General features: G+C 63.5%; 23 protein-coding genes. 13 read left to right on the top strand and 10 right to left on the bottom strand.

What is annotated here, in order from left to right:
• Positions 1–5: 5 nt before the first annotated feature.
• The 3 genes from C7I87_RS21335 to acs form a co-directional block, all read right to left on the bottom strand.
• The gene (locus C7I87_RS21335) at positions 6–824 is read right to left on the bottom strand and encodes a sugar phosphate isomerase/epimerase family protein (RefSeq protein WP_149906066.1); all 819 of its coding nucleotides are present in this window, start codon (positions 822–824) and stop codon (positions 6–8) included.
• Positions 825–980: 156 nt separating this feature from the next.
• On the bottom strand, positions 981–1,733 hold the full coding sequence (locus C7I87_RS21330) for an MOSC domain-containing protein (protein WP_149906065.1): 753 nt from the start codon (positions 1,731–1,733) through the stop codon (positions 981–983).
• Positions 1,733–3,688: an acetate--CoA ligase gene (gene acs / locus C7I87_RS21325; protein WP_149906064.1), complete on the bottom strand. Its 1,956-nt coding sequence runs from the start codon at positions 3,686–3,688 to the stop codon at positions 1,733–1,735. Before acs ends, C7I87_RS21330 begins: the two co-directional genes overlap by 1 nt.
• 306 nt (positions 3,689–3,994) lie before the next feature.
• Between acs and C7I87_RS21320 the strand changes: the two genes are divergently transcribed.
• A complete protein-coding gene (locus C7I87_RS21320; protein ID WP_149906063.1) occupies positions 3,995–4,267 on the top strand; it encodes an usg protein in 273 nt (90 codons plus the stop codon).
• A 453-nt stretch (positions 4,268–4,720) separates the two neighbouring features.
• Here the strand turns inward: C7I87_RS21320 and C7I87_RS21310 are convergent, their stop codons facing one another.
• Both C7I87_RS21310 and C7I87_RS21305 read right to left on the bottom strand, forming a co-directional pair.
• Entirely contained in the window at positions 4,721–5,755 is a 1,035-nt protein-coding gene (locus tag C7I87_RS21310; protein WP_149906061.1) for an aldo/keto reductase, read from the bottom strand.
• A gap of 40 nt (positions 5,756–5,795) precedes the next feature.
• On the bottom strand, positions 5,796–6,983 hold the full coding sequence (locus tag C7I87_RS21305) for an MFS transporter (RefSeq protein WP_149906060.1): 1,188 nt from the start codon (positions 6,981–6,983) through the stop codon (positions 5,796–5,798).
• 117 nt (positions 6,984–7,100) lie between these two features.
• Here C7I87_RS21305 and C7I87_RS21300 point away from each other — a divergent pair, with 117 nt between their 5' ends.
• A complete protein-coding gene (locus C7I87_RS21300; RefSeq protein ID WP_149906059.1) occupies positions 7,101–8,006 on the top strand; it encodes a LysR family transcriptional regulator in 906 nt (301 codons plus the stop codon).
• 62 nt (positions 8,007–8,068) lie between these two features.
• Here the strand turns inward: C7I87_RS21300 and C7I87_RS21295 are convergent, their stop codons facing one another.
• The 4 genes from C7I87_RS21295 to C7I87_RS21280 form a co-directional block, all read right to left on the bottom strand.
• A complete protein-coding gene (locus C7I87_RS21295; RefSeq protein WP_149906058.1) occupies positions 8,069–9,118 on the bottom strand; it encodes an aldo/keto reductase in 1,050 nt (349 codons plus the stop codon).
• A 147-nt stretch (positions 9,119–9,265) separates the two neighbouring features.
• Entirely contained in the window at positions 9,266–9,667 is a 402-nt protein-coding gene (locus C7I87_RS21290; RefSeq protein WP_149906057.1) for a type II toxin-antitoxin system VapC family toxin, read from the bottom strand.
• Positions 9,667–9,921 carry a type II toxin-antitoxin system Phd/YefM family antitoxin gene (locus tag C7I87_RS21285; protein WP_023771771.1) on the bottom strand — a complete coding sequence of 85 codons (255 nt, stop codon included), beginning with the start codon at positions 9,919–9,921 and terminating at the stop codon, positions 9,667–9,669. Before C7I87_RS21285 ends, C7I87_RS21290 begins: the two co-directional genes overlap by 1 nt.
• Before the next feature lie 74 nt (positions 9,922–9,995).
• On the bottom strand, positions 9,996–10,658 hold the full coding sequence (locus C7I87_RS21280; RefSeq protein ID WP_149906056.1) for a YggS family pyridoxal phosphate-dependent enzyme: 663 nt from the start codon (positions 10,656–10,658) through the stop codon (positions 9,996–9,998).
• 152 nt (positions 10,659–10,810) lie between these two features.
• On the opposite strand from C7I87_RS21280, the gene leuS reads away from it, so the two are divergent.
• The 3 genes from leuS to C7I87_RS21265 all read left to right on the top strand — a co-directional run bounded on the left by leuS (position 10,811) and on the right by C7I87_RS21265 (position 16,772).
• Positions 10,811–13,435 (top strand): leucine--tRNA ligase, encoded by a 2,625-nt coding sequence (gene leuS / locus C7I87_RS21275; protein ID WP_149906055.1) that lies wholly within the window; start codon positions 10,811–10,813, stop codon positions 13,433–13,435.
• On the top strand, positions 13,422–14,000 hold the full coding sequence (lptE, locus tag C7I87_RS21270) for an LPS assembly lipoprotein LptE (protein WP_149906054.1): 579 nt from the start codon (positions 13,422–13,424) through the stop codon (positions 13,998–14,000). The genes leuS and lptE overlap by 14 nt, the downstream gene beginning before the upstream one ends.
• 255 nt (positions 14,001–14,255) lie before the next feature.
• Positions 14,256–16,772, top strand: coding sequence for a DNA translocase FtsK (locus C7I87_RS21265; RefSeq protein WP_149906053.1), 2,517 nt, complete (start codon positions 14,256–14,258; stop codon positions 16,770–16,772).
• Positions 16,773–16,851: 79 nt separating this feature from the next.
• Here C7I87_RS21265 and fsa read toward each other — a convergent pair whose 3' ends face one another.
• Positions 16,852–17,508 carry a fructose-6-phosphate aldolase gene (gene fsa, locus C7I87_RS21260; RefSeq protein WP_149906052.1) on the bottom strand — a complete coding sequence of 219 codons (657 nt, stop codon included), beginning with the start codon at positions 17,506–17,508 and terminating at the stop codon, positions 16,852–16,854.
• Between the two features lie 91 nt (positions 17,509–17,599).
• Here fsa and C7I87_RS21255 point away from each other — a divergent pair, with 91 nt between their 5' ends.
• The 8 genes from C7I87_RS21255 (at position 17,600) to C7I87_RS21220 (ending at position 26,511) form a co-directional block, all read left to right on the top strand.
• The gene (locus C7I87_RS21255; RefSeq protein ID WP_149906051.1) at positions 17,600–19,783 is read left to right on the top strand and encodes a primosomal protein N'; all 2,184 of its coding nucleotides are present in this window, start codon (positions 17,600–17,602) and stop codon (positions 19,781–19,783) included.
• Positions 19,784–19,880: 97 nt separating this feature from the next.
• Positions 19,881–20,576 carry an aspartate/glutamate racemase family protein gene (locus C7I87_RS21250; RefSeq protein ID WP_149906050.1) on the top strand — a complete coding sequence of 232 codons (696 nt, stop codon included), beginning with the start codon at positions 19,881–19,883 and terminating at the stop codon, positions 20,574–20,576.
• A 99-nt stretch (positions 20,577–20,675) separates the two neighbouring features.
• Positions 20,676–21,071 (top strand): AGROH133_08824 family phage infection protein, encoded by a 396-nt coding sequence (locus tag C7I87_RS21245; protein WP_137933072.1) that lies wholly within the window; start codon positions 20,676–20,678, stop codon positions 21,069–21,071.
• Positions 21,072–21,317: 246 nt separating this feature from the next.
• Positions 21,318–21,878, top strand: a complete 561-nt coding sequence (locus tag C7I87_RS21240; protein ID WP_149906049.1) for a F0F1 ATP synthase subunit delta — start codon at positions 21,318–21,320, stop codon at positions 21,876–21,878.
• Positions 21,878–23,407: a F0F1 ATP synthase subunit alpha gene (gene atpA / locus C7I87_RS21235; RefSeq protein ID WP_140810653.1), complete on the top strand. Its 1,530-nt coding sequence runs from the start codon at positions 21,878–21,880 to the stop codon at positions 23,405–23,407. The genes C7I87_RS21240 and atpA overlap by 1 nt, the downstream gene beginning before the upstream one ends.
• Positions 23,408–23,453: 46 nt before the next feature.
• Entirely contained in the window at positions 23,454–24,341 is an 888-nt protein-coding gene (locus C7I87_RS21230; RefSeq protein ID WP_149906048.1) for a F0F1 ATP synthase subunit gamma, read from the top strand.
• A gap of 70 nt (positions 24,342–24,411) precedes the next feature.
• Entirely contained in the window at positions 24,412–25,992 is a 1,581-nt protein-coding gene (gene atpD / locus C7I87_RS21225) for a F0F1 ATP synthase subunit beta (protein WP_188393924.1), read from the top strand.
• Between the two features lie 111 nt (positions 25,993–26,103).
• Entirely contained in the window at positions 26,104–26,511 is a 408-nt protein-coding gene (locus tag C7I87_RS21220) for a F0F1 ATP synthase subunit epsilon (RefSeq protein ID WP_149906047.1), read from the top strand.
• Positions 26,512–26,632 lie beyond the last annotated feature (121 nt).

Genomic DNA, 26,632 nt, shown 5'->3' with positions numbered 1-26,632 from the left:
ACATCTCACTCGGCGATGCCGAGCGAGGCGATATAGGCCGCCGAAGCGGGGATCTTGGACTTGTCCTTGATTTCGATGATGAGGCGCGGATTGCTTTCGAGCCTAGCGAGCGCGGCAAAGACCGAACGCCATTGGATGGTGCCTTCGCCGAGGCTCCAATGACGATCGGCGTAGCCGTCGGCATCCTGCAGATGGACATGCTGCAGGCGGTTGCCGGCGGCGTGCACATAGTAGTCCACCGGCGGAGCACCGGTCGAGCCATGGGCATAGTAGGCGTGGCCCGTGTCGATGGAGACCGCGACCGCGGGCGACTTGAAGCTGTCCGCCAACGCCACCCGGATTTGCGGATCCTTGTCCTCGATGTTCTCCAGCACCATGGTGCAGCCGATGTCTTCGGCCCGCTTGACGGCGTCGCGCAGCGTCAGCTGAGAGTATTCGATGATTTTTTCGCGTTCGCCGGGATTGTTGTCGAGGTTGTTGTAGGACCAGGTCGTATAGGGGCTGTGAACGACCATATGCGTCGCACGGATGGCGGCACAGACATCGAGACCTTGCAGCAGGCGTTTGCCGACGACGTCGCGAATGTCGGGGTCCTGCGAGGCGATGGTGAAGCCCCAGAATGGCCCGTGTATCCCGAGCCGTCCCTGATAGCCGCCGAGAAGCTTTTTGGCGCGGGCGGCGAGCGGTGCCCAGTCGCCGTTGAGAACACTGGCCTCGGCAAAGCTCTGCAATTCGAGGTCACGCTGCTTTTCGAAAAGCCAGTCGCGGTGGATTTCGAGGTCGTCCAGGGTCATGGCGGCGCCAAGGATGGGCAGGGAAGTCATCGGCACTCCGATTGGTGGATCTGAAATGGATGCCGACGGAAGCGGCAAGGCGGGTCGCGCGCCAGCTGTATGGCGCGGTTTTCTGTCACGCGTATTACAAGCCGTGTGAAGAGGGCCGCCACATCTCTATCGCACCAGGGCGGCGAGCTACGAGGGCTATGCCGTCACGAACCGCATCGGCGCGCCGATCTCGACCCGGCCGGGCTGGTCGACGGTGCAATAGACACCGAGATTATGCGCGTTGTGGCGGACCAGATTGCGCAGGATGGCCGGATCATTGTCGAAGCCGTCCTGGGCGATGATGGTGAAGCCGCAGCGGCGGCACGGCTCGGAGATCGTCAAGACGAGGTCGCCGATGGCGAGCTTGCGGCCGATCCATTCGGTTTCGGGAAACGAGCCGTCGACCGAAGCCATGTCGACGACGATGTTGGGCCGGAAGCGTCGCGGGTCGGCGGCTCCGTCCGGATGCAGTGCCTTCAGCCGCGCCAGGGATGCCGTGGTCAGAAGGTGGATCGGCGCCTTGCGGTAGCGCTCCGCGGTCAGCGGCCCGGCATAGCCGGCCGGGTTTTCCCTGCGATACGGCCGGATCGAGGCGCCGAAGCCGAGATAGGCCGACACCGCGCGGTCGCATTCAGCGCTGGGTGCGGCTAGCCAGTCGCCATCGGGGATGGCGATTTCCAATTCGCCGCTACGGCTCAACCGGGTCCGGATGCGCGGCACCTTGTGCCATTTGACGTCGCGATCGGGCCGGGCAATTTCATTGTCCGCGATATCGACGAGGCCGAACATACGGTCGCCCTCGATGCTGTCGGTGCCGACCAGGATGGCGTCCTGGCGCTCGCCGGCGAGCGAACTCGCCGGATAGCGCCACAGCTGGGTGACGGTGCCCAATGCCGCGTCTTCCCGCATCAGCCCTTCTTGTTCTGCCGGTTGGCTATGAGGTCGTCGACCACGGCCGGATCGGCGAGCGTCGAGGTGTCGCCGAGTGCGGAAAAATCGTCCTCGGCGATCTTGCGCAGGATGCGGCGCATGATCTTGCCCGAACGCGTCTTGGGCAGGCCAGGCGCGAACTGGATCTTGTCGGGCGTGGCGATGGCGCCGATCTCCTTGCGGACGTGGGCGACGAGCTCCTTTCGCAGCTCTTCGGTCGCCTCCATGCCCCTCATCAAGGTGACGTAGCTGTAGATGCCCTGGCCCTTGATGTCATGGGGATAGCCGACGACGGCGGCTTCCGAGACCTTCTCATGGCTGACCAGCGCCGATTCGACCTCGGCTGTACCCATGCGATGGCCGGAAACGTTGATGACGTCGTCGACGCGGCCGGTGATCCAGTAATAGCCATCGGCGTCGCGGCGGCAGCCGTCGCCGGTGAAGTATTTGCCCTTGTAGGTCGAAAAATAGGTCTGCACGAAGCGATCGTGATCGCCGTAGACGGTGCGCATCTGGCCCGGCCAGGAATCGGTGATGCAGAGATTGCCGTCGGCGGCCCCTTCGAGCACCTTGCCTTCGCCGTCGACCAGCTGCGGCTTGACGCCGAAGAAGGGCCGAGTCGCCGAGCCTGCCTTGAGGTCGGTGGCGCCCGGCAGCGGCGTGATCAGGATGCCGCCGGTCTCGGTCTGCCACCAGGTGTCGACGATCGGCACTTTGCCGTTGCCGACGACGTTGAAATACCACTCCCAGGCTTCCGGATTGATCGGCTCGCCGACCGAGCCCAGCACGCGCAGCGATTTGCGCGAGGTCTTCTTCACCGGGTCGTCGCCGGCGCCCATCAGCGCGCGAAGCGCCGTCGGCGCGGTGTAGAAGATATTGACCTTGTGCTTGTCGATGACTTCCCAGAAGCGCGACTGCGAGGGATAGTTCGGCACGCCCTCGAACATCAGCGTGGTGGCGCCGTTGGCGAGCGGCCCGTAGACGATGTAGCTGTGGCCGGTGACCCAGCCGACATCGGCCGTGCACCAGTAGATGTCGCCGTCATGGTAGTCGAAGACATATTGATGCGTCATCGAGGCATAGACGAGATAGCCGGCGGTGGTGTGCAGCACGCCCTTCGGCTGGCCGGTCGAGCCCGACGTGTAGAGAATGAACAGCGGATCCTCCGCCTTCATCTTCTCCGGCTTGCACTCAGGCCTGACCGTCGCGAGTTCGTCGTGATACCAGACATCCCGCCCCGGTGCCCAGCCGATCTTGCCGCCCGTGCGGCGCACGACCACGACGGTCTTGACTTCAACATGGTGCTTGGCGGCAATGTCGATCGCCTTGTCGGTGTTCTCCTTGAGAGGAATGGGTTTTCCTCCACGCAGACCCTCATCTGATGTGATGACGAAGGTCGATTCGCAGTCGACGATGCGCCCGGCCAAGGCATCCGGGGAAAAGCCGCCGAAGACGACCGAATGGATGGCGCCGATACGCGTGCAGGCCAGCATCGCATAAGCCGCCTCCGGGATCATCGGCATGTAGATGGTGACGCGGTCGCCCTTCTTGACGCCGTGCTTCTTCATCACATTGGCGAGCCGGCAGACATGCTCGTAGAGTTCGTGATAGGTGATTTTCTTGTCGTCGTAGGGGTTGTCGCCTTCCCAGATGATGGCGGTCTGGTCGCCGCGCTTCTTCAGGTGGCGGTCGATGCAATTGTACGAGACATTGGTCTGGCCATCCTCGAACCACTTGATCGAGACCTTGCCGTCGAAGGAGGTGTTCTTGACCTTGGAGAAGGGCTTGAACCAGTCGATGCGCTTGCCGTGCTTCCCCCAGAACCTGTCCGGGTTCTTCACGCTGTCGGCATACCATTTGAGGTAGGTGTCATTGTCGATCAGGGCGTTCTTCTTCCACGCCGGCTGGACGCGATGGACATGAGCCTCGGACATTTCTTCGCTTTCCTCCCGAACCAATCCGCCGGCTTGAAACACCCGCGGGATCGCGGCGACGCAGCCGCGAATTCGGCGGCATTATTACCAGTTCCGCCGCGACGGCAACATTAGACGTTGGATTCGCGTGGCGGGATGCCGCAGGCGGCTTCTCCGGGGCTGTCAGCACTCGAATGGGTTCGCTGCTAACTGCATGTTTTTGCGGGAAAAGTTCGTTTTGCGATCAAGAAAAATCAATAGACAGTTAAGTAACGGCGCGCACAATTGGTGCCTGGGAGGAAAGGAGAATCAACCTTGGGGACCGCAATGCGCGACCATCTTGAAATGGACCTGATGCTCAAAGGCTACGGCCTGACGACGGCCAAGATTCTTTATCATTTCCCCGACCACCCGCATCTCCTGCAGAGCTTCGTCTGGCAGGACTACGACCTCGCTCCGAAGTTCCCGGTGCTGATCCGGTTCATCGAATTCTGGAAAGCCAAGCTGGATGGGCCGCTGCATTCGGTGGTCTATACGCACCAGAAGCTGATCGCGCCGAATGAATGGCGCAAGGTGGATGGAGAGTTCGTGCTGCATTAGTCGAGATCGAAGACCTTACCCCGTTCTTCGCCATCCAATTCTTTGGACCGATGCCACCCCAACCATATCGGCTCTGATACGCTGCCTAGTTCTACAAGGGCGCCTAGAAGCGTGCGTGCAAGCCAGCTTGGCTCTGGTGCAAGGCGATGATCGTCAACGTAACAGTCGACCCTAGAATGGTCAAAATACCCCTCCGGATGGATCTCTGGTCGCCATGTATAAAAGCGCCCCACAGGGGTGCTGATAGACCCACCAGCTTTGTTGCGCGTGATATGGAAAATCACGCCATGTTGAAACCGTCCATCTGCATCGGACGTGGCGTAGTAGTCAGTACTTAAATTCAGTCTATCCACCACAACACGATATGCAGATTGGTCGGCACTGTCGAGCCGCTACGCCGCGCTTTGCGCGCCCCAGTGAAAGACAATTGTCCCCGTAGCGGTTCCGAGCTGGTCACACCGCCGGTGGATTGAGCCGGGCAAAACCCTCCTGGCGCCGATAGGGGAAGTACGGGTAGGGCGCGGTGACCTCGCTTGCCGCGTCGAGCTTTTTCATCTGCTCCGGCGTCAGGGCCCAGCCGACGGCGGCAAGGTTCTGGCGCAGTTGCTCCTCGTTGCGAGCGCCGATGATCACCGATGAAACGGTCGGGCGCTGCAGCAGCCAGTTGATGGCGATTTGCGGAACCGTCTTGCCGGTTTCCTGCGCCACCGCATCGAGGGCATCCATGACCCGGTAGAGATGCTCGTCCTCGACCGGCGGGCCGAAGCTCGCGGTGTCGTGCAGCCGGCTCTTTTCCGGCAAGGGCTGGCCGCGGCGGATCTTGCCGGTCAGGCGACCCCAGCCGAGCGGGCTCCACACCAGCGCGCCGACATCCTGGTCGAGGCCAAGCGGCATCAGCTCCCACTCATAGTCGCGGCCGACGAGAGAATAGTAGACCTGGTGCGCGACATAGCGGGGATAGCCGTTCTTCTCCGCCAGGCCGAGCGACTTCATCACCTGCCAGCCGGAGAAGTTGGAGACGCCGACATAACGCAGCTTGCCGGCGCACACGAGGTTGTCGAGCGTCGACAGCACTTCCTCGATCGGCGTGCCGGCATCGAAGGCATGCAGCTGCAACAGGTCGATATAGTCGGTGCCGAGGCGCTTCAGCGCGGCATCCACGGACTTGATCAGCCGCGAGCGCGAGGAGCCGTAATCGGCGGGCCCGTCGCCCATCGGCAGCGCGGTCTTGGTCGAGATCAGCACGGCATCGCGGCGGCCCTTGATCGCCTCGCCGAGCACCTCCTCCGAGGCGCCGTTCGAATAGACGTCGGCGGTGTCGAACAAATTGACGCCGGCCTCGAGGCAGATGTCGATAAGACGCCGCGCCTCTTGCGCGTCGCTGTTGCCCCAGGCGCCGAACAGCGGGCCGGAGCCGCCGAAGGTGCCGGCGCCGAATGAAAGCGCCGGGACCTTCAGGCCCGATGCGCCGAGACGTCGATAGTCCATGATTTAGCTCCTTGTGATGTCGGTTGTGGATTTGGTTCGGTCAGCACTGGGCCGTGGCCGGCACGGCGACCGCAGGGCCGCGCTCCAGGCGCAGCGCCAGAAACACCACAGCGAGTGCTGCGAGTGGCACGATGCCGGCGATCAAGGGAACGAAGCCGAGGCCGGGGCCGTGATCGATGACGAAACCGCCGAGCCAGGCGCCGATCGCATTGCCGAGATTGAAGGCGGCAATGTTGAAGGAGGAGGCCAGACCCTGGCCGGCGCCCTTGGCCTTCTCAAGCACCCATATCTGTAGTGGGGCTACCGTGGCGAAGGCCGCCGCGCCCAGCAGACCGATGGCAATGATCGCCGCGACCGGCTGGTGCACGGCCGCGGTCATGACGAAGAGCACGGCTGAAAGCGCGACCAGCGTGCCGATGACCGTCGGCATGAGATGTCGGTCGGCGAGGCGGCCGCCGAGCAGATTGCCGGCGACCAGCCCGCCGCCGAAGACGAGCAGGATCGGCGACACGGCGGCTTCTGAAAAGCCGCTGATGCGGGTGAGGATCGGCGCCAGATAGGTGAAGGCGGCAAAGACGCCGACCCAGCTCAGCACGGTGGTCAAAAGGCCGAGCAGCACCGGCCGGCGGCCAAGCACGGCAAGTGTGCCCCCGGAACTTTCCTCTTCATCCTCCACGGCCGGTGCGTCGCGCGGCACCAGCAGCGCAATCACGGCAAAGGCGACAACGCCGACCAGCGTGACGGTAAGGAAAGTCGAGCGCCAGCCATAGGCCTGGCCGAGCCAGGTACCGAACGGCACGCCCAGAATGTTGGCGACGGTCAGGCCCGTGAACATCAGAGCGATGGCCGAAGCCTTCTTGTTGGGTGCGACGAGGCCGGTGGCAACAACCGAGCCGACGCCGAAGAAGGAGGCATGAGCGAAGGCGGTGAGCACGCGCGCGGCCATCAGCGTCCAGTAGTCGGGCGCCAGCGCGCAGGCGAGGTTGCCGACGGTGAAAACCACCATCAGGGCAAGCAGCAAGGTCTTGCGCGGCAGGCGGCCGGCTACCGCGCCGAGCAGCGGCGCACCGACAACCACGCCTAGCGCATAGCCGGAAATGAGCAGGCCCGCCGCCGAGATCGAGACACCGAGATCGGCGCTGACGTCGAGCAGCAGTCCCATGATGACGAATTCAGTTACGCCGATGCCGAAGGCGCCGGCGGTGAGGGCGTAAAGAGCAAGAGGCATGGCGGTGGGTCCATCTGTCAGCAAGGGACGCTCCGCGCCCCGGCCCGGAAGATCGTGATCCGCCATGCTGTGAACCAGACTTGCCCAAGGCATATTTCCTGTGAAATAGATTCACAGATGGCCAGGCCCGATATCAACCGCTCCGGCGAGATCGAAGTCTTCGCGCGCGTCGTCGAGGCGGGCAGTTTTTCGGCTGCGGCGCGGCGGCTGCGCATGACGCCATCGGCGGTCAGCAAGCTGATCGCGCGGCTGGAGGCGCGGCTCGGCGCGCGCCTGGTCAGCCGCTCGACGCGCAAGCTGCAACTGACACCGGAAGGGACCGTGTTCTACGAGAGCGGCGTGCGCATCCTGGCCGACATGGATAAGGCCGAGCGTGAAGCGGCGGCAGGAGCCGCGCCGCGCGGCAGGCTTAGGGTCAACAGCTACGTTCCGTTCGGCCAACACCGGCTAATGGCACTGCTGCCGCGTTTTCTGGAACTATATCCGGAGATTTCCGTCGAGGCTGTGCTGACCGACAACGTGATCGACTTGTTGGAAGAGCGCGCCGATGTGGCCATACGCGCCGGGCCGCTGAGCGAATCACGGCTGGTGGCGCGCAAGCTCGGTCAAAGCCGGATGGTATTGGTCGCGGCGCCTTCCTATCTCGAAGCACACGGCATGCCGCGTACGCTGTCCGCTCTCCAGCGTCACAACATGCTCGCCTTCGGCTTCGCGCGGCATATCGACGGCTGGCCTTTTGTCGATGCGGCAGGCGCGCCGATCATCATCCCCATTGTCGGAAACCTGACTTTGACCGATGGCGAGGCGATGCGCCAAACGACCGTCGCCGGGGCGGGCATTGCCCGACTGGCGCGCTGGCATGTCGAGCCCGACATTGCCGCCGGCAGGCTTGTGCCGCTGCTGGAAGACTTCAATCCCGGCGACGAAGAGCCGACGCATGCCGTCTATGTCGGCCAGGGCAAGCATCTGCCTGCGCGGGTGCGCGTCTTTCTCGACTTTCTGGCCGAGACGGTTCGGCTGTGACGAAAGCCGCGCGTCCATGGGGCACGCGGCTTTCGAGAAGGCTGGCTGGCTCGCGGTTCGAACTATGCCTTAGGCACGAAAGGGGCCGGACGACGGCCCGCACCCTGGCGTTCGACCATCCAGCCGGGATATTCGGCGGGTAATGCACTCGCTTCGTCCAGCCTGGCGAGATCGTCCGCATCGAGCTCGAGGTTGGTGGCGGCGAGGTTCTGCTCGAGCTGGTCCATGCGGCTGGCGCCGATGATGACGCTCATCACGAAAGGCTTGGCCAGGACATAGCCGAGCGCCACCGTGGCGACGCTGACATCATGCTTTTTCGCGATCTCGCGCATGACGGCGACCGCCGCCCAGGCGCGGTCCTCGTTGACCGGCGGGAAGTTGAAGGACGCGCGCCGGCCCTCGCCATTGCCCGGCGCGCCGGGACCGTATTTGCCCGACAGCAGGCCGCCGGCCATCGGCGACCACACCATCAGGCCGAGCTTCTCCTCGTTGATCAGCGGCACGATCTCGCGTTCGAGGTCGCGGCCGGCGATCGAATAATAGGACTGGATGGTCTCGAAGCGGGCAAAGCCCTTGCGGTCGGCGATGCCGAGCGCCTTGGCGATGCGCCAGGCCTGCCAGTTGGACACGCCGACATAGCGGACCTTGCCGCTGGAGACGAGATCGTCGAGTGCCCGCAGCGTCTCGTCGATCGGCGTAACCGCGTCGGTGCCGTGCAGCTGATAGAGATCGATATGGTCGAGCTGCAGCCGTTCGAGGCTGGCATCGACCGAATCCATGATGTGGCCGCGCGAGGAGCCGCGCTGGTTCGGGCCTTCGCCCATGGCGCCATGGACCTTGGTCGCGATGACCACATTCGACCGGGCAATACCGAGGTCCCGGAGCGACTGGCCGAGCAGGCGCTCGGACTCGCCGAACGAATAGACGTCCGCCGTGTCGAAGAAGTTGACGCCGGCCGCGATCGAGCGGCCGACGATCTCGTTGACACCCTTTTGGTCGAGGCTGGCGATCAGGCCCCATTGGGCGTTCTGGCCGGCGGCGCCGAAGGTCATGGTGCCGAGGCAAAGTTCGGAGACGAATAGCCCGGTATTTCCAAGCTGATTGTAACGCATGGCGAAGCTCCAGGAGAATGTGTAGGTGACACAAGACAAATAGGAACGGTACGTTTCGTTTCAAGCATTGGCATAATGGCGCTTTTGGACCAGGCCCAACGATGTGGCATAGGCGAAAATGGTGCGCTGCGGGGTAGAAAGGAGCGCTTAGATGTCCCAGGGATTGAGCACCGTCACGCCAGTATCTTCAAAGTCGATGACGTTGCGAGTTACCAGAACGAGGTCATGGACAAGTGCGGTTGCGGCGATGAGCGTGTCAGCGCTGCCTCGTGTTCGGGCGGCGGTGATGCGGCCCCAAGTCAATGCCACATCTTCCGTGACAGCAAGAATACGGTCGACGTTGTCACGCCGAAGCTCCCGTAGCCATAAATCGAGGCGTGTCGCCTTTTCGGAATCGACCTTGCCCAGCTTGACGATCCCACGCTCGATCTCACCAAGGGTAATGACGCTGAGATTCACCGATGTTGGATCTACCGAAGCCAACCATTCAGTCGGCCTGGGTAGCCGCCTCTGCACGTCGGAAACGATGTTCGTATCGAGCAGATACATCAGAGATCGACGTTCCGGATCATCGTTTCCGGGCGACGGTTGACCTCCTCGGCGAAATCATCATCCCAAACCGGGCCTGTCAAAAGATACTCAGCCAACGACTTTTTCTTTCCAGCCAGACGATCGTAATCCTCGGCGGAGAGAACCACCGCGGCCCGCTCGCCGCGCAACGTCACCGTCTGCGGTCCCTCGCTGCGCGCGCGTTGGACCAGCTTGGAGAAATTGTTTTTTGCGTCCTGAAGATGCCAGTTCATAGAATGCTTCCTAGCTAGCTTGGCTAGATATAGCATCCGACTCATGCCTCAGCAAGCTGGGAGGTTCGGCCGGACTACCGGCTGCCGAAGATCGCCGAACCAACCCTGACGCTGGTGGCGCCGAAGGCGATCGCTGTCTCGTAATCCCCAGACATGCCCATCGACAGTTTGGCGACGCCGGCCTCCCGCGCCAGTTTTTCCAGCAGCGCGAAATGTGGGCCGGGGTTTTCGTCGGCCGGCGGGATGCACATCAGGCCTTCGATGGCGAGGCCGTGGACTTCCCGGCAGCGTTTGACGAATGCGACGGCGTCGCGCGGTTCGATGCCGGCTTTCTGCGGTTCGGAACCGGTATTCACCTGGGCATAGAGCTTTGGCGCACGGCCTTGCCGGACAATTTCCTTGGCGAGTTCGGCGGCGATCTTGTCGCGATCGACCGTCTCGATGACATCGAACAGCGCCACCGCCTCCTTCGCCTTGTTCGACTGCAGCGGACCGATCAGGTGCAGTTCAATGTCTGGGAAAGCCGCTTTCAGCGCTGGCCATTTGCCTTGTGCTTCCTGGACGCGGTTCTCGCCGAAGACGCGTTGGCCGGCCTCGATCACCGGTTGGATATCGGCGGCGTCGAAGGTCTTGGAGACCGCAACCAGCGTCACCGCGCCGACTTCACGGCCGGCCTCCAGCTCGGCCGCGGCGATCTTCGCCTTGACCGCGAAAAACTGCTGAACGGTGTCGCCCATATGCAAATCCCGCTGTTTTGACCCGCGTTTTTGTCAGCCGCGATGCCCATATGGTTGACGGGTTTGCCAAACCATGGTGAACACCCGGACCACATTTCGTGAACTGCCGGGCCCTTGCCCGCATTCGCATGCTTTTAAGTGAAAAACGTCCCATGGCAACCGAACGATACAATCCGCGCGCGTCAGAACCCAAATGGCAGAAGGCCTGGGCCGAGAAGAAGCTTTTCGAAGCGCACAATGACGATCCGCGCCCGAAATATTACGTGCTGGAGATGTTCCCCTATCCGTCGGGGCGCATCCATATCGGCCATACCCGCAATTACACGATGGGCGACGTGGTGGCGCGCTACAAGCGGGCCAAGGGTTTCAACGTGCTGCATCCGATGGGCTGGGACGCCTTCGGCATGCCGGCGGAGAACGCCGCGATGCAGAACAAGGTCCATCCCAAGGAATGGACCTACCAAAACATCGCCACCATGCGCGAGCAGCTCAAGGTCATGGGCCTGTCGCTGGACTGGGCGCGCGAGTTCGCCACCTGCGACGTCGACTATTACCACCGCCAGCAGATGCTGTTCCTGGACTTTGTCCAGAAGGGGCTGGTGACGCGCAAATCCTCCAAGGTCAACTGGGACCCGGAGGACATGACTGTGCTCGCCAACGAACAGGTCATCGACGGGCGCGGCTGGCGTTCCGGCGCGCTGGTCGAACAGCGCGAGCTGACGCAATGGTTCTTCAAGATCACCGACTTCGCGCAGGACCTGCTGGATTCGCTCGACGGTCTCGACGAATGGCCCGAAAAAGTAAAGCTGATGCAGCAGAACTGGATCGGCCGTTCGGAAGGCCTGCTGATCCGCTGGCCGCTGGCCTCGGACATTGCCGGCGAGCATGAGCTGGAGGTCTATACGACGCGGCCCGACACCATTTTCGGCGCCTCGTTCATGGCGATCGCCGCCGATCATCCGCTGGCCAAGAAGGCCGCCGAGACCAATCCGGCGCTGGCGAAGTTCATCGAGGAAGTCCGCCATATGGGCACTTCGGTGGCGGCTCTCGAGACGGCCGAGAAGAAAGGCTTCGACACCGGTATCCGCGTCGTCCATCCATTCGACGACAGCTGGACGCTGCCCGTCTATGTCGCCAATTTCGTGCTGATGGAATACGGCACCGGCGCTATCTTTGGCTGCCCGGCGCATGACCAGCGCGACCTCGACTTCGCCAACAAATACGGCCTGCCTGTGGTGCCGGTAGTGATGCCGGAAGGCGAGAACCCGTCGACTTTCCATGTGGTCGACGTGGCCTATGCCGACGACGGCGCGATGATCAACTCGCGCTTCCTCGACGGCATGAAACCGGATCTGGCCTTCGACGAGGTCGCCAGACTGCTGGAACAAAAGACCATCGGCAACCGTCCGATGGCCGAGCGCAAGGTGAATTTCCGCCTGCGCGACTGGGGCATTTCGCGCCAGCGCTACTGGGGCTGCCCGATCCCGATGATCCATTGCGAGGATTGCGGCGTGGTGCCGGTGCCGAAGGCCGATCTGCCGGTCAAGCTGCCGGACGATGTCGATTTCGACCGGCCAGGAAACCCGCTCGACCGTCACCCAACCTGGCGGCATGTGAAATGCCCGCAATGCGGCAGAGATGCGCGGCGTGAAACCGACACGATGGACACGTTCGTCGATTCGTCCTGGTATTTCGCCCGCTTCACCGCGCCCTGGGCGCATGAGCCGACCGATCCCAAGGCAGCGAACGAGTGGCTGGCGGTCGACCAGTATATTGGCGGCATCGAGCATGCGATCCTGCACCTGCTCTATTCGCGCTTCTTCACCCGCGCCATGCGCGAGACCGGCCATGTCAACCTGGCCGAGCCGTTCAAGGGACTGTTCACGCAAGGCATGGTGGTGCACGAAACCTACCGTGTCGGCACTGCATCGAATGGCCGCTGGCTGGCGCCGACCGAGGTGCGGCTGGAGGATGTCGACGGCAAGCGCCGCGCCATCGACATCGCCACCGGAGAAGCGGTCGCCATCGGCCCGCTCGAGAAGATGTCGAAGTCGAAGAAGAACACGGTGAGCCCGGAAGACATCACCGACGGCTACGGCGCCGACACGGCGCGCTGGTTCATGCTGTCGGATTCGCCGCCCGAACGCGATGTCGAGTGGACCGACGACGGTGCCGCCGGCGCGCATCGCTTCATGCAGCGCATCTGGCGGCTGGTGTCGACAGCGGCCGAGACGTTGGCAGGCATCGCACCCAAGGCGGCCGATGCCGGCGAGGCCGGGGCGGTGTCCAAGGCCGCGCACAAGATCCTGAAGGCGGTCGGCGAAGACATCGAGAAGCTCGCCTTCAACCGTGCCATCGCCCGCATCTATGAACTGGCCAACGCGCTGACCACCCCACTCAACGAGGTGGCGGAAGGCAAGGCCGATACGGCGCTGAAAAGCGCCTGCCGCGAAGCCGTGGAGATCATGGTGCATCTGATCGCGCCAGTGATGCCGCACCTTGCGGAAGAGTGTTGGGAGACGCTGGGCGGCACCGATCTGGTTGCCGAAAGGCCGTGGCCGGTCTTCGATCCAGCACTGGTCGTCGACAACGAAGTCACCTATCCGGTGCAGGTCAACGGCAAGAAGCGGGGGGATTTGACAATTGCCCGCGACGCGGACCAAGGTGCGGTCGAAAAAGCGGTCTTGGCTCTCGACTTCGTGCAGAAAGCACTTGAAGGTAAGGCTCCGCGCAAGGTGATCATCGTGCCGCAGAGGATCGTCAATGTCGTTGCCTGATCGGGAAAAGACAGAGTTGAGCCGTTTGCTGCGCCGCATCGCGCTTGCCGGCCTCGTTGGCTCGCTGGCGCTCATTTCGGCCTGCCAGGTGCGGCCGCTCTATTCCAGCGCGCCGTTGTCGACGGGCTCGACCGCCAATGCCGAGATGGCATCGATCGCCATCAAGCCGGTTCGGACGCGTTATGCCCAGCAGGTGCGCAACAATCTGATCTTCGGATTCGGGCGCGGCGCCGGCGAACCGGCCTCACCCCTCTATTCACTCGATCTCAGTGTGACCGAAGCTGTTGAATCCTCGGCACTCGTCCAGGTCGGAACCGATCAGGACGAGCCGACCGCCGGTTCGGTGACGCTGACCGCCAGCTATACGCTGACCGATGCGAGAAGCGGCGCGGTCATCACCGTCGGCAAGCGGGCGATCACCTCGTCCTTCGACAAGCCGCGTCAGGAGTTTGCTTCCTACCGGGCGCAGATCGACGCCGAGAATCGTGCCGCGCGCGAACTGGCCGAAGCCCTGCAACTCTCCATCGCCCAGGATCTGGCCCGGCACGGCAAGACGGCCAGCTAGCGCCGCTCTTCGCTCACGAAAGACGTCCTCTCGATCCTGGTGCCCGGGCCGTTTCCCGATGGCCAAGGGCCGGCGCTGCTCATGCTCGGCCCCCGTACACGTGGATGATCGTCGAATACGATCCAGTGCTCGAATCCGTGTCGTTCGGCATCGCCGCGAAAGATATTTTTCGGTCGCTCCGACGGCACTGACGGAAGCAACTGTTAACCACTCGCTCCCTATTGCTCAGCAGACGTTCCACAGTGAGTCTTGAGCATGGAAGCCAGGCGTTTTTCTCGGGTCAATTCGTTGCACACAGCTTCGCCCGATGACCCCAAGGGGGAGCGTCCCGGCGGCCCGGGCGGCAAGGCGGATGTTCGCCAGTCCAGTGCTTCTCATGCAGGCCATTCCAGGCGGGTTGCCGATCCCGGCGGCGACAGGAGGCCCGCCGCGGGGCCGAATGGCAAGCCAGCAGCGGACAATGCTTTCCCGCAGGGCGGCGACACCGAAAGCCCTGCCTGGCAGGAGTATTTTTTCCTTGCGCCCAATGTGCGTTTTACACGCACGCCGGACTATGAACCCAAGCATCGCCAGCCGCAGGACGAGGATGCCGCGCAGGGTGGCCCGCAGGCGCTCCCGACGCAGCAAGCTGGCGCCGTCATGCATCGCGGACCGTCACCGGCCGCGTCCGCTCAGCCAGCACGCGGCGGGACGTCGCAAGGCGTTGCGCCGGCGGCTTTGAAGGTGCCCGCACGAGCGGCCACGCGCCCGACTCCCGTTGTTGGGAATGGGGCGACGGTTAAAACAGCCGACCCTGAAAAAGCCAAGCGGCCTTATCTTTCGGATCACGCCTTCTTCGAGGGCTTGGCGCCTATTCTGGTCGACGTCACGTCGCCGGGCCGGCAGGTCAGCCCGGTGGCGCGTGCGCCGGTCCCGGCTCAGCCGGGTGCCACGGCGCGGCCCGATATCTCCCCGCTCGCCGCGGCCGATGTCACGACCCTGTTCCGTGTCATCGAATGCCTTCCTGGCCAGGCCTCCGCGGCCCCCCCGGACGTCTTTCCGGCCAACTCCAACAAGGCCGTGGCCGAGCCAGCTGTGAGCAGCACGCCGCGGCGATCCCGGGCGGGCAACACCGTACCGGCACAGGCTGCGCACGGCTTAGGGGAAATCGTTCAGACTCCCGCCGTGCGATCGCCTTCGCTGCCGATGGCTGGCAAGGTTGCGCAGCCGATTACGGGCGAAGCCTACGAGCTCCCCTCGGAGGAATTGCTGCAGCAGCCCCCGGAAGGCCAGGGCTTCTATATGTCGCAGGAGCGGCTGGAGCAGAATGCCGATCTCCTGGAAAGCGTGCTGGAGGATTTCGGCGTGCGCGGCGAGATCATCCATGTTCGCCCCGGCCCGGTCGTCACCCTCTACGAGTTCGAGCCGGCGCCGGGCGTCAAATCCTCCCGCGTCATCGGTCTCGCCGACGACATCGCCCGCTCCATGTCGGCGGTCTCGGCGCGCGTCGCCGTGGTGCCGGGCCGCAACGTCATCGGCATAGAGTTGCCGAACGAGACGCGCGAAACCGTCTATTTCCGCGAACTGATCGAATCCCAGGGCTTCCGCAAGACCAGCTGCAAGCTGGCGCTTTGCCTCGGAAAGACGATCGGCGGCGAACCTGTCATCGCCGAGCTGGCGAAGATGCCGCATCTGCTCGTCGCCGGCACCACCGGCTCCGGCAAGTCGGTCGCCATCAACACCATGATCCTGTCGCTACTCTACCGGCTGAAGCCGGAAGAATGCCGGCTGATCATGGTCGACCCGAAAATGCTCGAACTCTCCGTCTATGACGGTATCCCGCACCTTCTGACCCCCGTCGTCACTGACCCCAAGAAGGCCGTTACCGCGCTCAAATGGGCTGTACGCGAGATGGAGGACCGCTACCGCAAGATGGCGCGGCTCGGCGTGCGCAACATCGACGGCTACAATGAGCGCGCCGCCCAAGCCCGCGACAAGGGTGAGACGGTGGTCATGACCGTGCAGGCCGGCTTTGAGAAGGGCACTGGCGAGCCGCTGTTCGAACAGCAGGAAATCGACCTCGCGCCGATGCCCTACATCGTCGTCATCGTCGACGAGATGGCCGACCTGATGATGGTCGCCGGCAAGGAGATCGAAGGCGCCATCCAGCGCCTGGCACAGATGGCGCGCGCCGCCGGTATCCACCTGATCATGGCGACGCAGCGCCCCTCGGTCGACGTCATCACCGGCACGATCAAAGCCAATTTCCCCACCCGCATCTCCTTCCAGGTCACCTCCAAGATCGACAGCCGCACCATCCTGGGCGAACAGGGCGCCGAGCAGCTGCTCGGCCAGGGCGACATGCTGCACATGATGGGCGGCGGGCGCATTGCCCGGGTGCACGGCCCGTTTGTTTCCGACGCCGAGGTCGAGCATGTCGTGGCGCATCTGAAGGCGCAGGGCCGGCCCGAATATCTGGAGACCGTGACGGCCGACGAGGATGAAGAGCAAGAGGAAAGCGACCAGGGAGCGGTCTTCGACAAGGGAGCCGTTGCCGCCGAGGATGGCGATTCCAGCTATGACGAGGCGGTCAAGGTGGTGTTGCGCGACAAGAAATGTTCGACATCCTACATCCAGCGCCGCCTCGGCATCGGGTACAACCGCGCCGCTTCACTGGTCGAACGCATGGAAAAGGAAGGTCTGGTCGGCGCACCCAACCATGTAGGCAAGCGCGAGATCATCATGGGGCGGCGCCCATCGCCCACCGTGCCGCCCGATGACGGCGCGGAGTGACCAGGCGGGCTGCTCTTGATCCGTAGCGCATAAAAAAGGCCGGTCGCCCGGCCTTTTTTCGTATCTGGTATCGGACCGCTCAGCCGATCTTCTGGCCGGTCTTGGCCCAGTCGGCGAGGAAAGCGGCAAGGCCCTTGTCGGTCAGCGGATGGCTGACCAGCGCCTTCAGCGTCGCCGGCGGCGCGGTGATGACGTCGGCGCCGATGAGAGCCGCCTGCTTGACGTGGTTCACCGTGCGCACGGAAGCGGTCAGGATCTCGGTCTGGTAATCGTAATTGTCGTAGATCTGACGGATTTCCTGGATCAGCTCCATGCCGTCTGAGCCGGTGTCGTCGATGCGACCGACGAAGGGCGAGATGAAGGAAGCGCCGGCCTTGGCGGCGAGCAGCGCCTGGTTGGCCGAAAAGCACAGCGTGACGTTGACCATGCGGTTCATCTGGGTGCGGATGGTCTTGCAGGCCTTCAGTCCGTCCAGCGTCAACGGCACCTTGATGCAGACATTGGGCGCGATCTTGGCAAGCACCTCGGCTTCGGCCATCATCTGCTTGTATTCGGTCGCCACGACTTCCGCCGAGACAGGTCCTTCGACGATGTCGCAGATCTGCTTGGTGACCTCGGCGATCTTGCCGCCCGATTTCAGGATCAGCGAGGGGTTGGTGGTGACGCCATCGAGCAGCCCCAGATCGTTCAGTTCCTTGATCTCTTTGATGTCGGCGGTGTCGGCAAAAAATTTCATGGCGGGTCTCCTGACGATTTCGTCGTGCTTGGGAAGGCACGTTCAGCGTTGCTCTTTGATCTAGACCAAAGTCGGGGCAAGGTCACGCCTCATGATTGAAGATTCGCCCTTTGTAGCGGCCGCACCGGTGCTGGTGCCGATGCCGGCGGAACGCCCCTACACCTATGCGGTGCCCCCCGGCATGCGTGTCGTGCCGGGGTCGATCGTGCGCGTGCCGCTCGGGCCGCGCCAGGTCGCAGGCATTGTCTGGGATGGCACGGTCGAGAATATCGACGCCAAAAAGCTGCGCCCGATCGAACAGGTTTTCGACTGCCCGCCGATCGACCGCGCCATGCGCCGCTTCGTCGACTGGGTTGCGCAATACACGCTGTCGGCGCCGGGCATGGTGGCGCGCATGCTGCTCAGGGCGCCCGAGGCCTTTGATCCGGAACCCTGGATCGAAGGGCTGCAGCGCACCCTGCTTGTACCCGACCGGATGACCGATGCCAGGGCGCGCGTGCTGGAGACCGCCGAAGGCGGCCTCGCCTGGACGCGATCCGGGCTCGCGCATGCCGCGGGCGTGTCGTCGACGGTGATCGAGGGGCTGAAAGCGCAAGGCGTATTCGAGACGGTGATGATCCCGCCGCGCCCGGTGGTGGCCGCGCCCGATCCCAGCTACGCGGTACCGGAGCTGATGCCGGATCAGGAAGAGGCCGCGTCGATGCTGCGCGCCAATGTCGCGGCCGGCGCTTTCAATGTCGCGCTGCTCGACGGCGTTACCGGTTCGGGCAAGACGGAGGTTTATTTCGAGGCGGTGGCGGCCGCGCTCGACCGGGGCAGCCAAGTGCTCATCCTGCTGCCGGAAATCGCGCTGACGCATGCTTTCCTCGAACGCTTCCAGCAGCGTTTTGGCGCCAAGCCGGCCGAGTGGCATTCCGATCTGCCGCCGCGAATGCGTGAAAAAGTCTGGCGGCAAGTGGCGGAAGGCAGCGTGCGTGTCGTTGCCGGCGCGCGCTCGGCGCTGTTCCTGCCGTTCAAGGAGCTTGGCCTGATCGTCGTCGACGAGGAGCACGACCCGGCCTACAAGCAGGAAGACCGCGTCTTCTACAATGCGCGCGACATGGCTGTCGTGCGCGGCCATATAGGCGGCTTCCCCGTAGTCCTGGCGTCGGCGACGCCGTCGGTCGAGAGCCGGGTCAATGCCAGCCAGGGCCGCTATGCCAGGGCAGTGCTTTCCGCCCGCTTTGCCGAAGCGGCGCTTCCCGATCTCAAGTCGATCGACATGCGGCGCGCGCCACCGACGCGTGGCGGCTTCCTGTCGCCGGTGCTGATCGACCATATGCGCCGGACGCTGGAGAAGAAGGAGCAGTCGCTGCTGTTCCTCAACCGGCGCGGCTATGCGCCACTGACGCTGTGCCGGGTCTGCGGCCACCGTTTCGGCTGCCCGGTGTGCTCGGCCTGGCTGGTCGAACATCGCTTTCGCGGCCAGTTGGTGTGTCATCACTGCGGTCACAATGAACGCCGTCCCGAGGCCTGTCCGGAATGCGGTACGCTCGACCATCTGGTCGCTTGCGGGCCGGGAGTCGAACGCATCGCCGAGGAGGTCGTCACGCATTTCCCGGACGCGCGCACCATCGTGCTGTCGTCGGACATCATGGGGGGTGTACGACGGTTGCGGCTGGAGCTGGAGGCGATCGCCAATGGCGAGGCCGATATCGTCATCGGCACCCAACTGGTCGCCAAGGGCCATAATTTCCCGAACATGACGCTGGTCGGCGTCGTCGATGCCGATCTCGGCCTTGCCAATGGCGATCCACGCGCCGCCGAGCGCACCTTCCAGTTGCTCAGCCAGGTGACTGGCCGTGCCGGCCGCACCGGCAAGAAGAGCCTCGGGCTGCTGCAGACCTTCCAGCCCGACCATCCGGTGATGCGGGCGATCGTCTCCGGGGACGCCGAGTCTTTCTATCAGCGCGAGATTTCGGAGCGCGAACGCGCTGCCTTGCCACCCTTCGGCCGGCTGGCCGGCGTCATCGTCAGCGCGGTGACGCGGGCGGAAGCGGAAGGCCACGCACGCGGCCTGCGCCGCGCGGCGCCCGAGGCGTCGGACCTGTTCGTGCTCGGGCCGGCGGAAGCGCCGCTGTCCCTGCTCGGCGGCCGCCACCGCTTCCGTCTGCTGATCCAGGGCGAACGGCGCGCCGACATGCAAGGTTTTATCAGAGCCATGCTTGCCGACGGACCGAAGCAGCGTGGTTCGGTCCGGGTGCAGATCGACATCGACCCGCAGAGCTTTTTGTAGGCACGCAATTTCAGCTACAGCTCTCTTGGCGAGAGAAACGGAAAGATCACATGAAATTCAGCTACAGCTCTCTTGGCGAGAGAAACGGAAAGATCACATGAAAACCCTTGGCCTGCTCGGCGGCATGAGTTGGGAATCGACTGCAATCTACTACCGCCTGCTCAATGAGATCGTGCGCGAGCGCCTTGGCGGCCTGCATTCGGCGAAGCTGCTGCTCTGGTCGTTCGATTTCGCCGAGATCGCCGAGCGGCAGCATCATGGTGATTGGGACGGCGCCGGCGCGCTGCTGATCGGTGCCGCGCGCAAGCTCGAGTCCGGTGGCGCGGAAGGCTTGCTTCTGTGCACCAACACCATGCACAAACTGGCCGACCAGGTGCAGGCGGCTGTGTCGATTCCGCTGATCCATATCGCCGATGCCACCGCGATGGCGATAAGAAAAGCCGGCATGCAGCGTCCGGCATTGCTGGCAACGCGGTTCACCATGGAGCAGGACTTCTACAAGGGCCGGCTTGCCAACAAATATGGCCTCTCGCCAGTGGTGCCCGATGACGCCGGGCGCGACATGGTCCATCGCGTCATCTACGAGGAACTCTGCCAGGGCATCGTCACCGAAGCCTCGAAGGCCGCCTACATCGCCGAGGCCGAACGTCTCCACAGCGAAGAAGCCGCCGACAGCCTGATCATGGGCTGTACCGAGATTACTATGCTCATCGGCCAGGGTGATTTCGACATTCCGGTTTTCGACACGACGCGCATCCATGCCGAGGCGGCGGCGGAATTCGCGCTCGGTTGATGTGCCTCTCCTAGGCTAAAGTGCCCGGAGCCATCTGGCGCGGCATTTTTCCTCGGCTAGAATGCCCGTAATTTCAAACAGGCATCTTGAGGGGACACGATGGATTTTGCGCTTCCATGGCCGACGAGCCAGGGCGAATGGCTGGCCTGGTCGAGCGCGGTCTTCACCGTGCTGCTCGGCCTGCTGTTCTTCCTGGCGCCGGCCCTGGCGTTCCGCATCCTGCGCCTGCAGGCGAAACCCGAGAAGGCCGCGGCGATCGCCGAAGGGCGGGGCCGCATGTCGGGCTTCTATCTCGGTGTCGGCTTGTGCTGCATCCTGCTCGCGCAGCCGCTGGTCTACATGGCTCTCGGCTTCTCCTGGCTGTTCACCGCCTTCGGCCGGCTGCTGTCGATGATGTCGGATGGCGCCAATACACCTTTCAATTGGGTTTCCATTGTGGTGGAATTGGCGCTCGCGGCCTTGCCGCTCGCCTTTGCCTTCGGCTTTGTGCCTTGAATCCAACGGTATTCCAGCGCGCAGGACGCTGATCTTTCGCCGGATGCGACAATAGTGCCTGAAAACCATGCGGAACGACGCATTGCGGTCTTAAAATGCCTGTGCTAGACGGCAATCGACTTTCGGCCGGGGATAGCGGAAGCCGCGCCTCCGTGCTTGAAAAAATGCAGTAAGGTCAAAGATTTAGCCAGAGTTTTTGCTCGCGCCAACAATCTGCGGCCTGTCAGACAAGAGAAAAGACGGTCCGTGGCTCAATCGTCATCGCCAATCTCAGGTGTCGCAGAACGCTATGCCGGTTCGCTGTTCGAACTGGCATCGCAAGCAAATTCCGTCGCCAAGGTCGAGGCCGACCTCAACGGTTTCGAGGCACTGCTCGCGGGCAGCGCGGACCTGACCCGGCTGATCAACAGCCCGGTGTTTTCCAGCGAGGACCAGGCCAAGGCCATCGCGGCGATCGCCGACAAGGCCGGCATCACAGGCCTGACCGGCAATTTCCTGCGCGTCGTCGCCAAGAACCGCCGCCTGTTCGCAGTGCCCGGCATGATCAAGGCATTCCGTCAGATCGCGGCCGAAGCCCGTGGCGAGGCCGCCGCCGAAGTGACGTCGGCGCATGAACTCACCTCGGCCCAGGAAGCTGAACTCAAGGCGGCGCTGAAAAGCGTTGCCGGCAAGGACGTGGCCATTTCCGTCACCGTCGACCCGTCGCTGCTCGGCGGGCTGGTGGTCAAGATGGGCTCGCGCCAGATCGATACGTCGCTCAAAACCAAACTCAATTCGCTCAAGCTTGCACTGAAAGAGGTCGGCTGATGGACATCCGCGCCGCGGAAATTTCCGCAATTCTGAAAGACCAGATCAAGAATTTCGGCAAGGAGGCCGAGGTCTCCGAAGTCGGACAGGTGCTGTCCGTCGGTGACGGTATCGCCCGCGTCTACGGTCTCGACAATGTCCAGGCCGGCGAAATGGTCGAATTCCCCGGCGGCATCCGCGGCATGGCGCTCAACCTCGAAGCCGACAATGTCGGCGTCGTCATCTTCGGCGCCGACCGCGACATCAAGGAAGGCGACACCGTCAAGCGCACCGGCGCCATCGTCGACGCGCCTGTCGGCCCCGGCCTGCTCGGCCGCGTCGTCGACGCGCTCGGCAACCCGATCGACGGCAAGGGTCCGATCAAGGCGACGGAACGCAAGCGCGTCGATGTCAAGGCACCCGGCATCATCCCGCGCAAGTCGGTGAACGAGCCGATGTCGACTGGCCTCAAGGCCATCGACGCGCTGATCCCGGTCGGCCGCGGCCAGCGCGAGCTGGTCATCGGCGATCGCCAGACCGGCAAGACCGCCATCATCCTCGACACGATGCTCAACCAGAAGTCGGTGCACGACAACGGCCCCGAGAAGGAAAAGCTCTACTGCGTCTACGTCGCCGTCGGCCAGAAGCGCTCGACTGTCGCGCAGTTCGTCAAGGTGCTGGAAGAGCGCGGCGCGCTCGAATATTCGATCATCGTCGCCGCCACCGCTTCCGATCCGGCGCCGATGCAGTTCCTGGCGCCGTTCACGGCCTGCACCATGGGCGAATATTTCCGCGACAACGGCATGCATGCGCTGATCAGCTATGACGATCTGTCGAAGCAGGCCGTCGCCTATCGCCAGATGTCGCTGTTGCTGCGCCGCCCGCCGGGCCGCGAAGCCTATCCGGGCGACGTCTTCTACCTGCACTCGCGCCTGCTTGAGCGCGCCGCCAAGCTCAACGACGATCTGGGTGGTGGCTCGCTGACCGCGCTGCCGGTCATCGAGACGCAGGCCAACGACGTGTCGGCCTACATCCCGACCAACGTGATCTCGATCACCGACGGCCAGATCTTCCTTGAAACCAACCTGTTCTTCCAGGGCATCCGTCCGGCCGTCAACGTCGGCCTGTCGGTGTCGCGCGTCGGTTCCTCGGCGCAGATCAAGGCAATGAAGCAGGTTGCCGGCTCGATCAAGGGCGAGCTGGCGCAGTACCGCGAAATGGCTGCTTTCGCGCAGTTCGGCTCGGATCTCGATGCCGCCACGCAGCGCCTGCTCAACCGCGGCTCGCGCCTGACCGAGCTTCTGAAGCAGCCGCAGTTCTCGCCGCTGAAGACGGAAGAGCAGGTCGCGGTGATCTTCGCCGGCGTCAACGGCTATCTCGACAAGCTGCCGGTCAACCAGGTCGGCAAGTTCGAGCACGGCCTGCTCAGCCACATGCGTTCGGCCGGTAAGGACGTCCTCGACGCCATCCGCAAGGAAAAGGCGCTGTCGGACGATCTGCGCGCCAAGCTGAAGGCCGAGATCGACGCTTTCGCCAAGACCTTCGCCTGAGCGAAGCGCCAGTCCGGATGAGAGAAGACGGGATCAGGTTTGAAGCATGCCTTCATTAAAAGACCTTCGTAACCGTATCGCCTCGGTCAAGGCGACGCAGAAGATCACCAAGGCGATGCAGATGGTCGCCGCGGCGAAGCTGCGCCGTGCGCAAGAGGCGGCGGAAGCGGCGCGTCCCTATTCGGAGCGCATGGGTTCCGTCCTGGCCAACATCACCCAGGCAGTCGGCGGCGGTGGCGATGCCCCGGCGCTGATGACCGGAACCGGCCGGGACGACGTGCATCTGCTCGTCGTCTGCACCGCCGAACGCGGCCTGTGCGGCGGCTTCAATTCGCAGATAGCCCGTCATGCCCGCGACCATATCCGCAGGCTTCTGGCCGACGGCAAGCAGGTCAAGATCATCTGCGTCGGCAAGAAGGGTTTCGACATCCTGCGCCGCGACTATGCCTCGATGATCATCGAACGCGTCGATCTGCGTGAGGTCAAGACGCTCGGCTTCGTCAATGCCGATGCGATCGCCCGCAAGGTCATCCACCTGTTCAACGAGGGCGCCTTCGACGTCTGCACGCTGTTCTACTCGCAGTTCAAGTCGGTGATCAGCCAGATTCCGACCGCACAGCAGATCATTCCGGCAGCGTCCGCCTCTTCGGCTCAGCCCGAGTCGGCGGATGGCGCCAGCGCCGTCTACGAATATGAGCCGGAGCCGGGCGAAATCCTGTCCGACCTCATCCCGCGCAACATCGCGGTGCAGATATTCCGTGCGCTGCTCGAAAACGCGGCGGGCGAAATGGGCGCCAAGATGAGCGCCATGGACAATGCGACGCGCAACGCCGGCGAGATGATCAACAAGTTGTCGATCACCTACAACCGCCAGCGGCAGGCGCAGATCACCAAGGAACTGATCGAAATCATTTCGGGCGCCGAGGCGCTCTAGGCGCGGTCCGAGGGTCATTGGCCCGCGAACCGGACCGCGTGAGAAACAAAGGACGAAAAGGGTAAAGACGATGGCGAAAGCAGCGACCCCGAAGACGGCGGCCCCCAAGGCAGCAGCCCCCACGAAGGCGGCCAAGGCTCCGGCAGCGGCAGCAAAGGCGGCTCCGGCCAAGGCAGCAGCAGCGCCGACCAAGGCCGCGGCTGCCAAGACCCAGGCCGTGGCCAGCAAGGCCACCGGTGTTGTCGGCAAGGTCCGGCAGGTCATCGGCGCCGTCGTCGACGTGCAGTTCGGCGAGCATCTGCCGCCGATCCTGAACGCGCTCGAGACCAGCAATGTCGGCAACCGCCTGGTGCTCGAGGTTGCCCAGCATCTGGGTGAAAACACCGTGCGCTGCATTGCCATGGACTCCACTGAAGGTCTGGTGCGTGGCCAGGAAGTGCGCGACACCGGCGGCCCGATCGCGGTGCCGGTCGGTCCGGGCATGCTCGGCCGCATCATCAACGTCATCGGCGAGCCGGTCGACGAAGCAGGTCCAGTCGACGCGGTCGAATTGCGCTCGATCCATCAGCCGGCTCCGGCCTATATCGAACAGTCGACGGAAGCGCAGATCCTGATCACCGGCATCAAGGTGCTCGACCTCCTCGCTCCCTACGCCAAGGGCGGCAAGATCGGCCTGTTCGGCGGCGCCGGCGTCGGCAAGACCGTGCTGATCCAGGAATTGATCAACAACATCGCCAAGGCGCATGGTGGTTACTCGGTGTTCGCGGGCGTCGGCGAGCGCACCCGCGAAGGCAACGACCTTTACCACGAGTTCATCGAATCCGGCGTCAACAAGAAGGGCGGCGGCGAAGGCTCGAAGGCGGCGCTGGTGTACGGCCAGATGAACGAACCGCCGGGCGCGCGCGCCCGCGTCGGCCTGACCGGCCTGACGGTCGCCGAATATTTCCGCGACCAGGGCCAGGACGTGCTGTTCTTCGTCGACAATATTTTCCGCTTCACGCAGGCTGGCTCGGAAGTGTCGGCGCTGCTCGGCCGTATCCCGTCGGCCGTGGGCTATCAGCCGACGCTCGCCACCGACATGGGCGCGCTGCAGGAACGTATCACCACCACCACCAAGGGCTCGATCACCTCGGTGCAGGCGATCTACGTGCCGGCCGACGACTTGACCGACCCGGCGCCGGCGACTTCGTTCGCTCACCTTGACGCGACGACGACGCTGAACCGCTCGATCGCCGAAAAGGGCATCTATCCGGCCGTCGATCCGCTGGACTCGACCTCGCGCATGCTCGACCCGCTGGTCGTTGGCGAGGAGCACTATGGCGTCGCCCGCCAGGTGCAGTCGATCCTCCAGCGCTACAAGTCGTTGCAGGACATCATCGCCATCCTCGGCATGGACGAGCTCTCGGAAGAGGACAAGCAGACGGTGGCCCGCGCCCGCAAGATCGAGCGCTTCCTGTCGCAGCCGTTCTTCGTTGCCGAAGTGTTCACCGGCGCGCCGGGCAAACTGGTTGACCTCGCCGACACCATCAAGGGCTTCAAGGGCCTCTGCAACGGCGACTACGACCACCTGCCGGAAGCCGCCTTCTACATGGTCGGCGGCATCGACGAGGCGGTCGAAAAGGCACAGCGCCTCGCGGCTGAAGCGGCGTAATTCAAGCGAATAGGGAGTAGTAAGTAGTGAGTAGTGAATAGCAGATGTGACCAGGGGCCATTGCACCCCTTCACTACTGACTACTTACTACTCCCTACCTGCTAAGTTGGTATGGCTGAAGCTTTCAAGTTCGAACTGGTTTCTCCGGAGCGCCTGCTGGTTTCCGCCGAGGTCGAATCCGTCGTCATTCCGGGCGCCGAGGGCGAGATGACCGTGATGGCGCATCACGCGCCGGTCATGACCACGATCAAGCCGGGTGTCGTCACGGTGAAGAGCGCCTCGGGCAGCGAGGAGCGCTATGTGGTGTTCGGCGGCTTTGCCGACATCGTCCCGGCCGGCTGCACGCTACTGGCGGAATCGGCTGTCGCGGTGAAGGATGTCGACCGCGCCGATCTCGCCCGCCGCATCCAGGAAGCCAAGGAAGACGCCAACGACGCCAAGGACGACCAGGCGCGCAGCAAGGCGGAACAGTTCCTTGGCCAGCTCACCACGCTGGAAGGCGCCATCCTGCCGGCCTGAAGTTCTTCTCGAGTAAGTGACTGAAAGCGGGGCCTTGCCTCGCTTTTGCTTTGTTCGAGCGGCGAGAATTCAGCTACAGCGGCGGTGCCGTAGCGCGGGTATTAAAGTCCTCTATGGCCTG

This window comes from Mesorhizobium sp. SARCC-RB16n (genome assembly GCF_008520305.1).
In the GTDB taxonomy this organism is placed as follows: Bacteria; Pseudomonadota; Alphaproteobacteria; order Rhizobiales; family Rhizobiaceae; genus Mesorhizobium.
This window is presented reverse-complemented; position numbering and strand designations above follow the sequence as displayed.

Excerpts from the sequence above, each read along its gene's own strand:
- leuS (WP_149906055.1), top strand. The coding sequence starts at position 10,811 with ATGGCAACCGAACGATACAATCCGCGCGCGTCAGAACCCAAATGGCAG.
- C7I87_RS21265 (WP_149906053.1), top strand. The coding sequence starts at position 14,256 with ATGGAAGCCAGGCGTTTTTCTCGGGTCAATTCGTTGCACACAGCTTCG.
- C7I87_RS21335 (WP_149906066.1), bottom strand. The coding sequence starts at position 824 with ATGACTTCCCTGCCCATCCTTGGCGCCGCCATGACCCTGGACGACCTC.
- lptE (WP_149906054.1), top strand. The coding sequence starts at position 13,422 with ATGTCGTTGCCTGATCGGGAAAAGACAGAGTTGAGCCGTTTGCTGCGC.
- atpD (WP_188393924.1), top strand. The coding sequence starts at position 24,412 with ATGGCGAAAGCAGCGACCCCGAAGACGGCGGCCCCCAAGGCAGCAGCC.
- C7I87_RS21255 (WP_149906051.1), top strand. The coding sequence starts at position 17,600 with ATGATTGAAGATTCGCCCTTTGTAGCGGCCGCACCGGTGCTGGTGCCG.
- C7I87_RS21220 (WP_149906047.1), top strand. The coding sequence starts at position 26,104 with ATGGCTGAAGCTTTCAAGTTCGAACTGGTTTCTCCGGAGCGCCTGCTG.
- C7I87_RS21305 (WP_149906060.1), bottom strand. The coding sequence starts at position 6,983 with ATGCCTCTTGCTCTTTACGCCCTCACCGCCGGCGCCTTCGGCATCGGC.
- C7I87_RS21290 (WP_149906057.1), bottom strand. The coding sequence starts at position 9,667 with ATGTATCTGCTCGATACGAACATCGTTTCCGACGTGCAGAGGCGGCTA.
- atpA (WP_140810653.1), top strand. The coding sequence starts at position 21,878 with ATGGACATCCGCGCCGCGGAAATTTCCGCAATTCTGAAAGACCAGATC.
- C7I87_RS21310 (WP_149906061.1), bottom strand. The coding sequence starts at position 5,755 with ATGGACTATCGACGTCTCGGCGCATCGGGCCTGAAGGTCCCGGCGCTT.
- C7I87_RS21320 (WP_149906063.1), top strand. The coding sequence starts at position 3,995 with ATGCGCGACCATCTTGAAATGGACCTGATGCTCAAAGGCTACGGCCTG.
- C7I87_RS21295 (WP_149906058.1), bottom strand. The coding sequence starts at position 9,118 with ATGCGTTACAATCAGCTTGGAAATACCGGGCTATTCGTCTCCGAACTT.
- C7I87_RS21230 (WP_149906048.1), top strand. The coding sequence starts at position 23,454 with ATGCCTTCATTAAAAGACCTTCGTAACCGTATCGCCTCGGTCAAGGCG.
- fsa (WP_149906052.1), bottom strand. The coding sequence starts at position 17,508 with ATGAAATTTTTTGCCGACACCGCCGACATCAAAGAGATCAAGGAACTG.
- C7I87_RS21280 (WP_149906056.1), bottom strand. The coding sequence starts at position 10,658 with ATGGGCGACACCGTTCAGCAGTTTTTCGCGGTCAAGGCGAAGATCGCC.
- C7I87_RS21250 (WP_149906050.1), top strand. The coding sequence starts at position 19,881 with ATGAAAACCCTTGGCCTGCTCGGCGGCATGAGTTGGGAATCGACTGCA.
- C7I87_RS21300 (WP_149906059.1), top strand. The coding sequence starts at position 7,101 with ATGGCCAGGCCCGATATCAACCGCTCCGGCGAGATCGAAGTCTTCGCG.
- acs (WP_149906064.1), bottom strand. The coding sequence starts at position 3,688 with ATGTCCGAGGCTCATGTCCATCGCGTCCAGCCGGCGTGGAAGAAGAAC.
- C7I87_RS21330 (WP_149906065.1), bottom strand. The coding sequence starts at position 1,733 with ATGCGGGAAGACGCGGCATTGGGCACCGTCACCCAGCTGTGGCGCTAT.
- C7I87_RS21245 (WP_137933072.1), top strand. The coding sequence starts at position 20,676 with ATGGATTTTGCGCTTCCATGGCCGACGAGCCAGGGCGAATGGCTGGCC.
- C7I87_RS21285 (WP_023771771.1), bottom strand. The coding sequence starts at position 9,921 with ATGAACTGGCATCTTCAGGACGCAAAAAACAATTTCTCCAAGCTGGTC.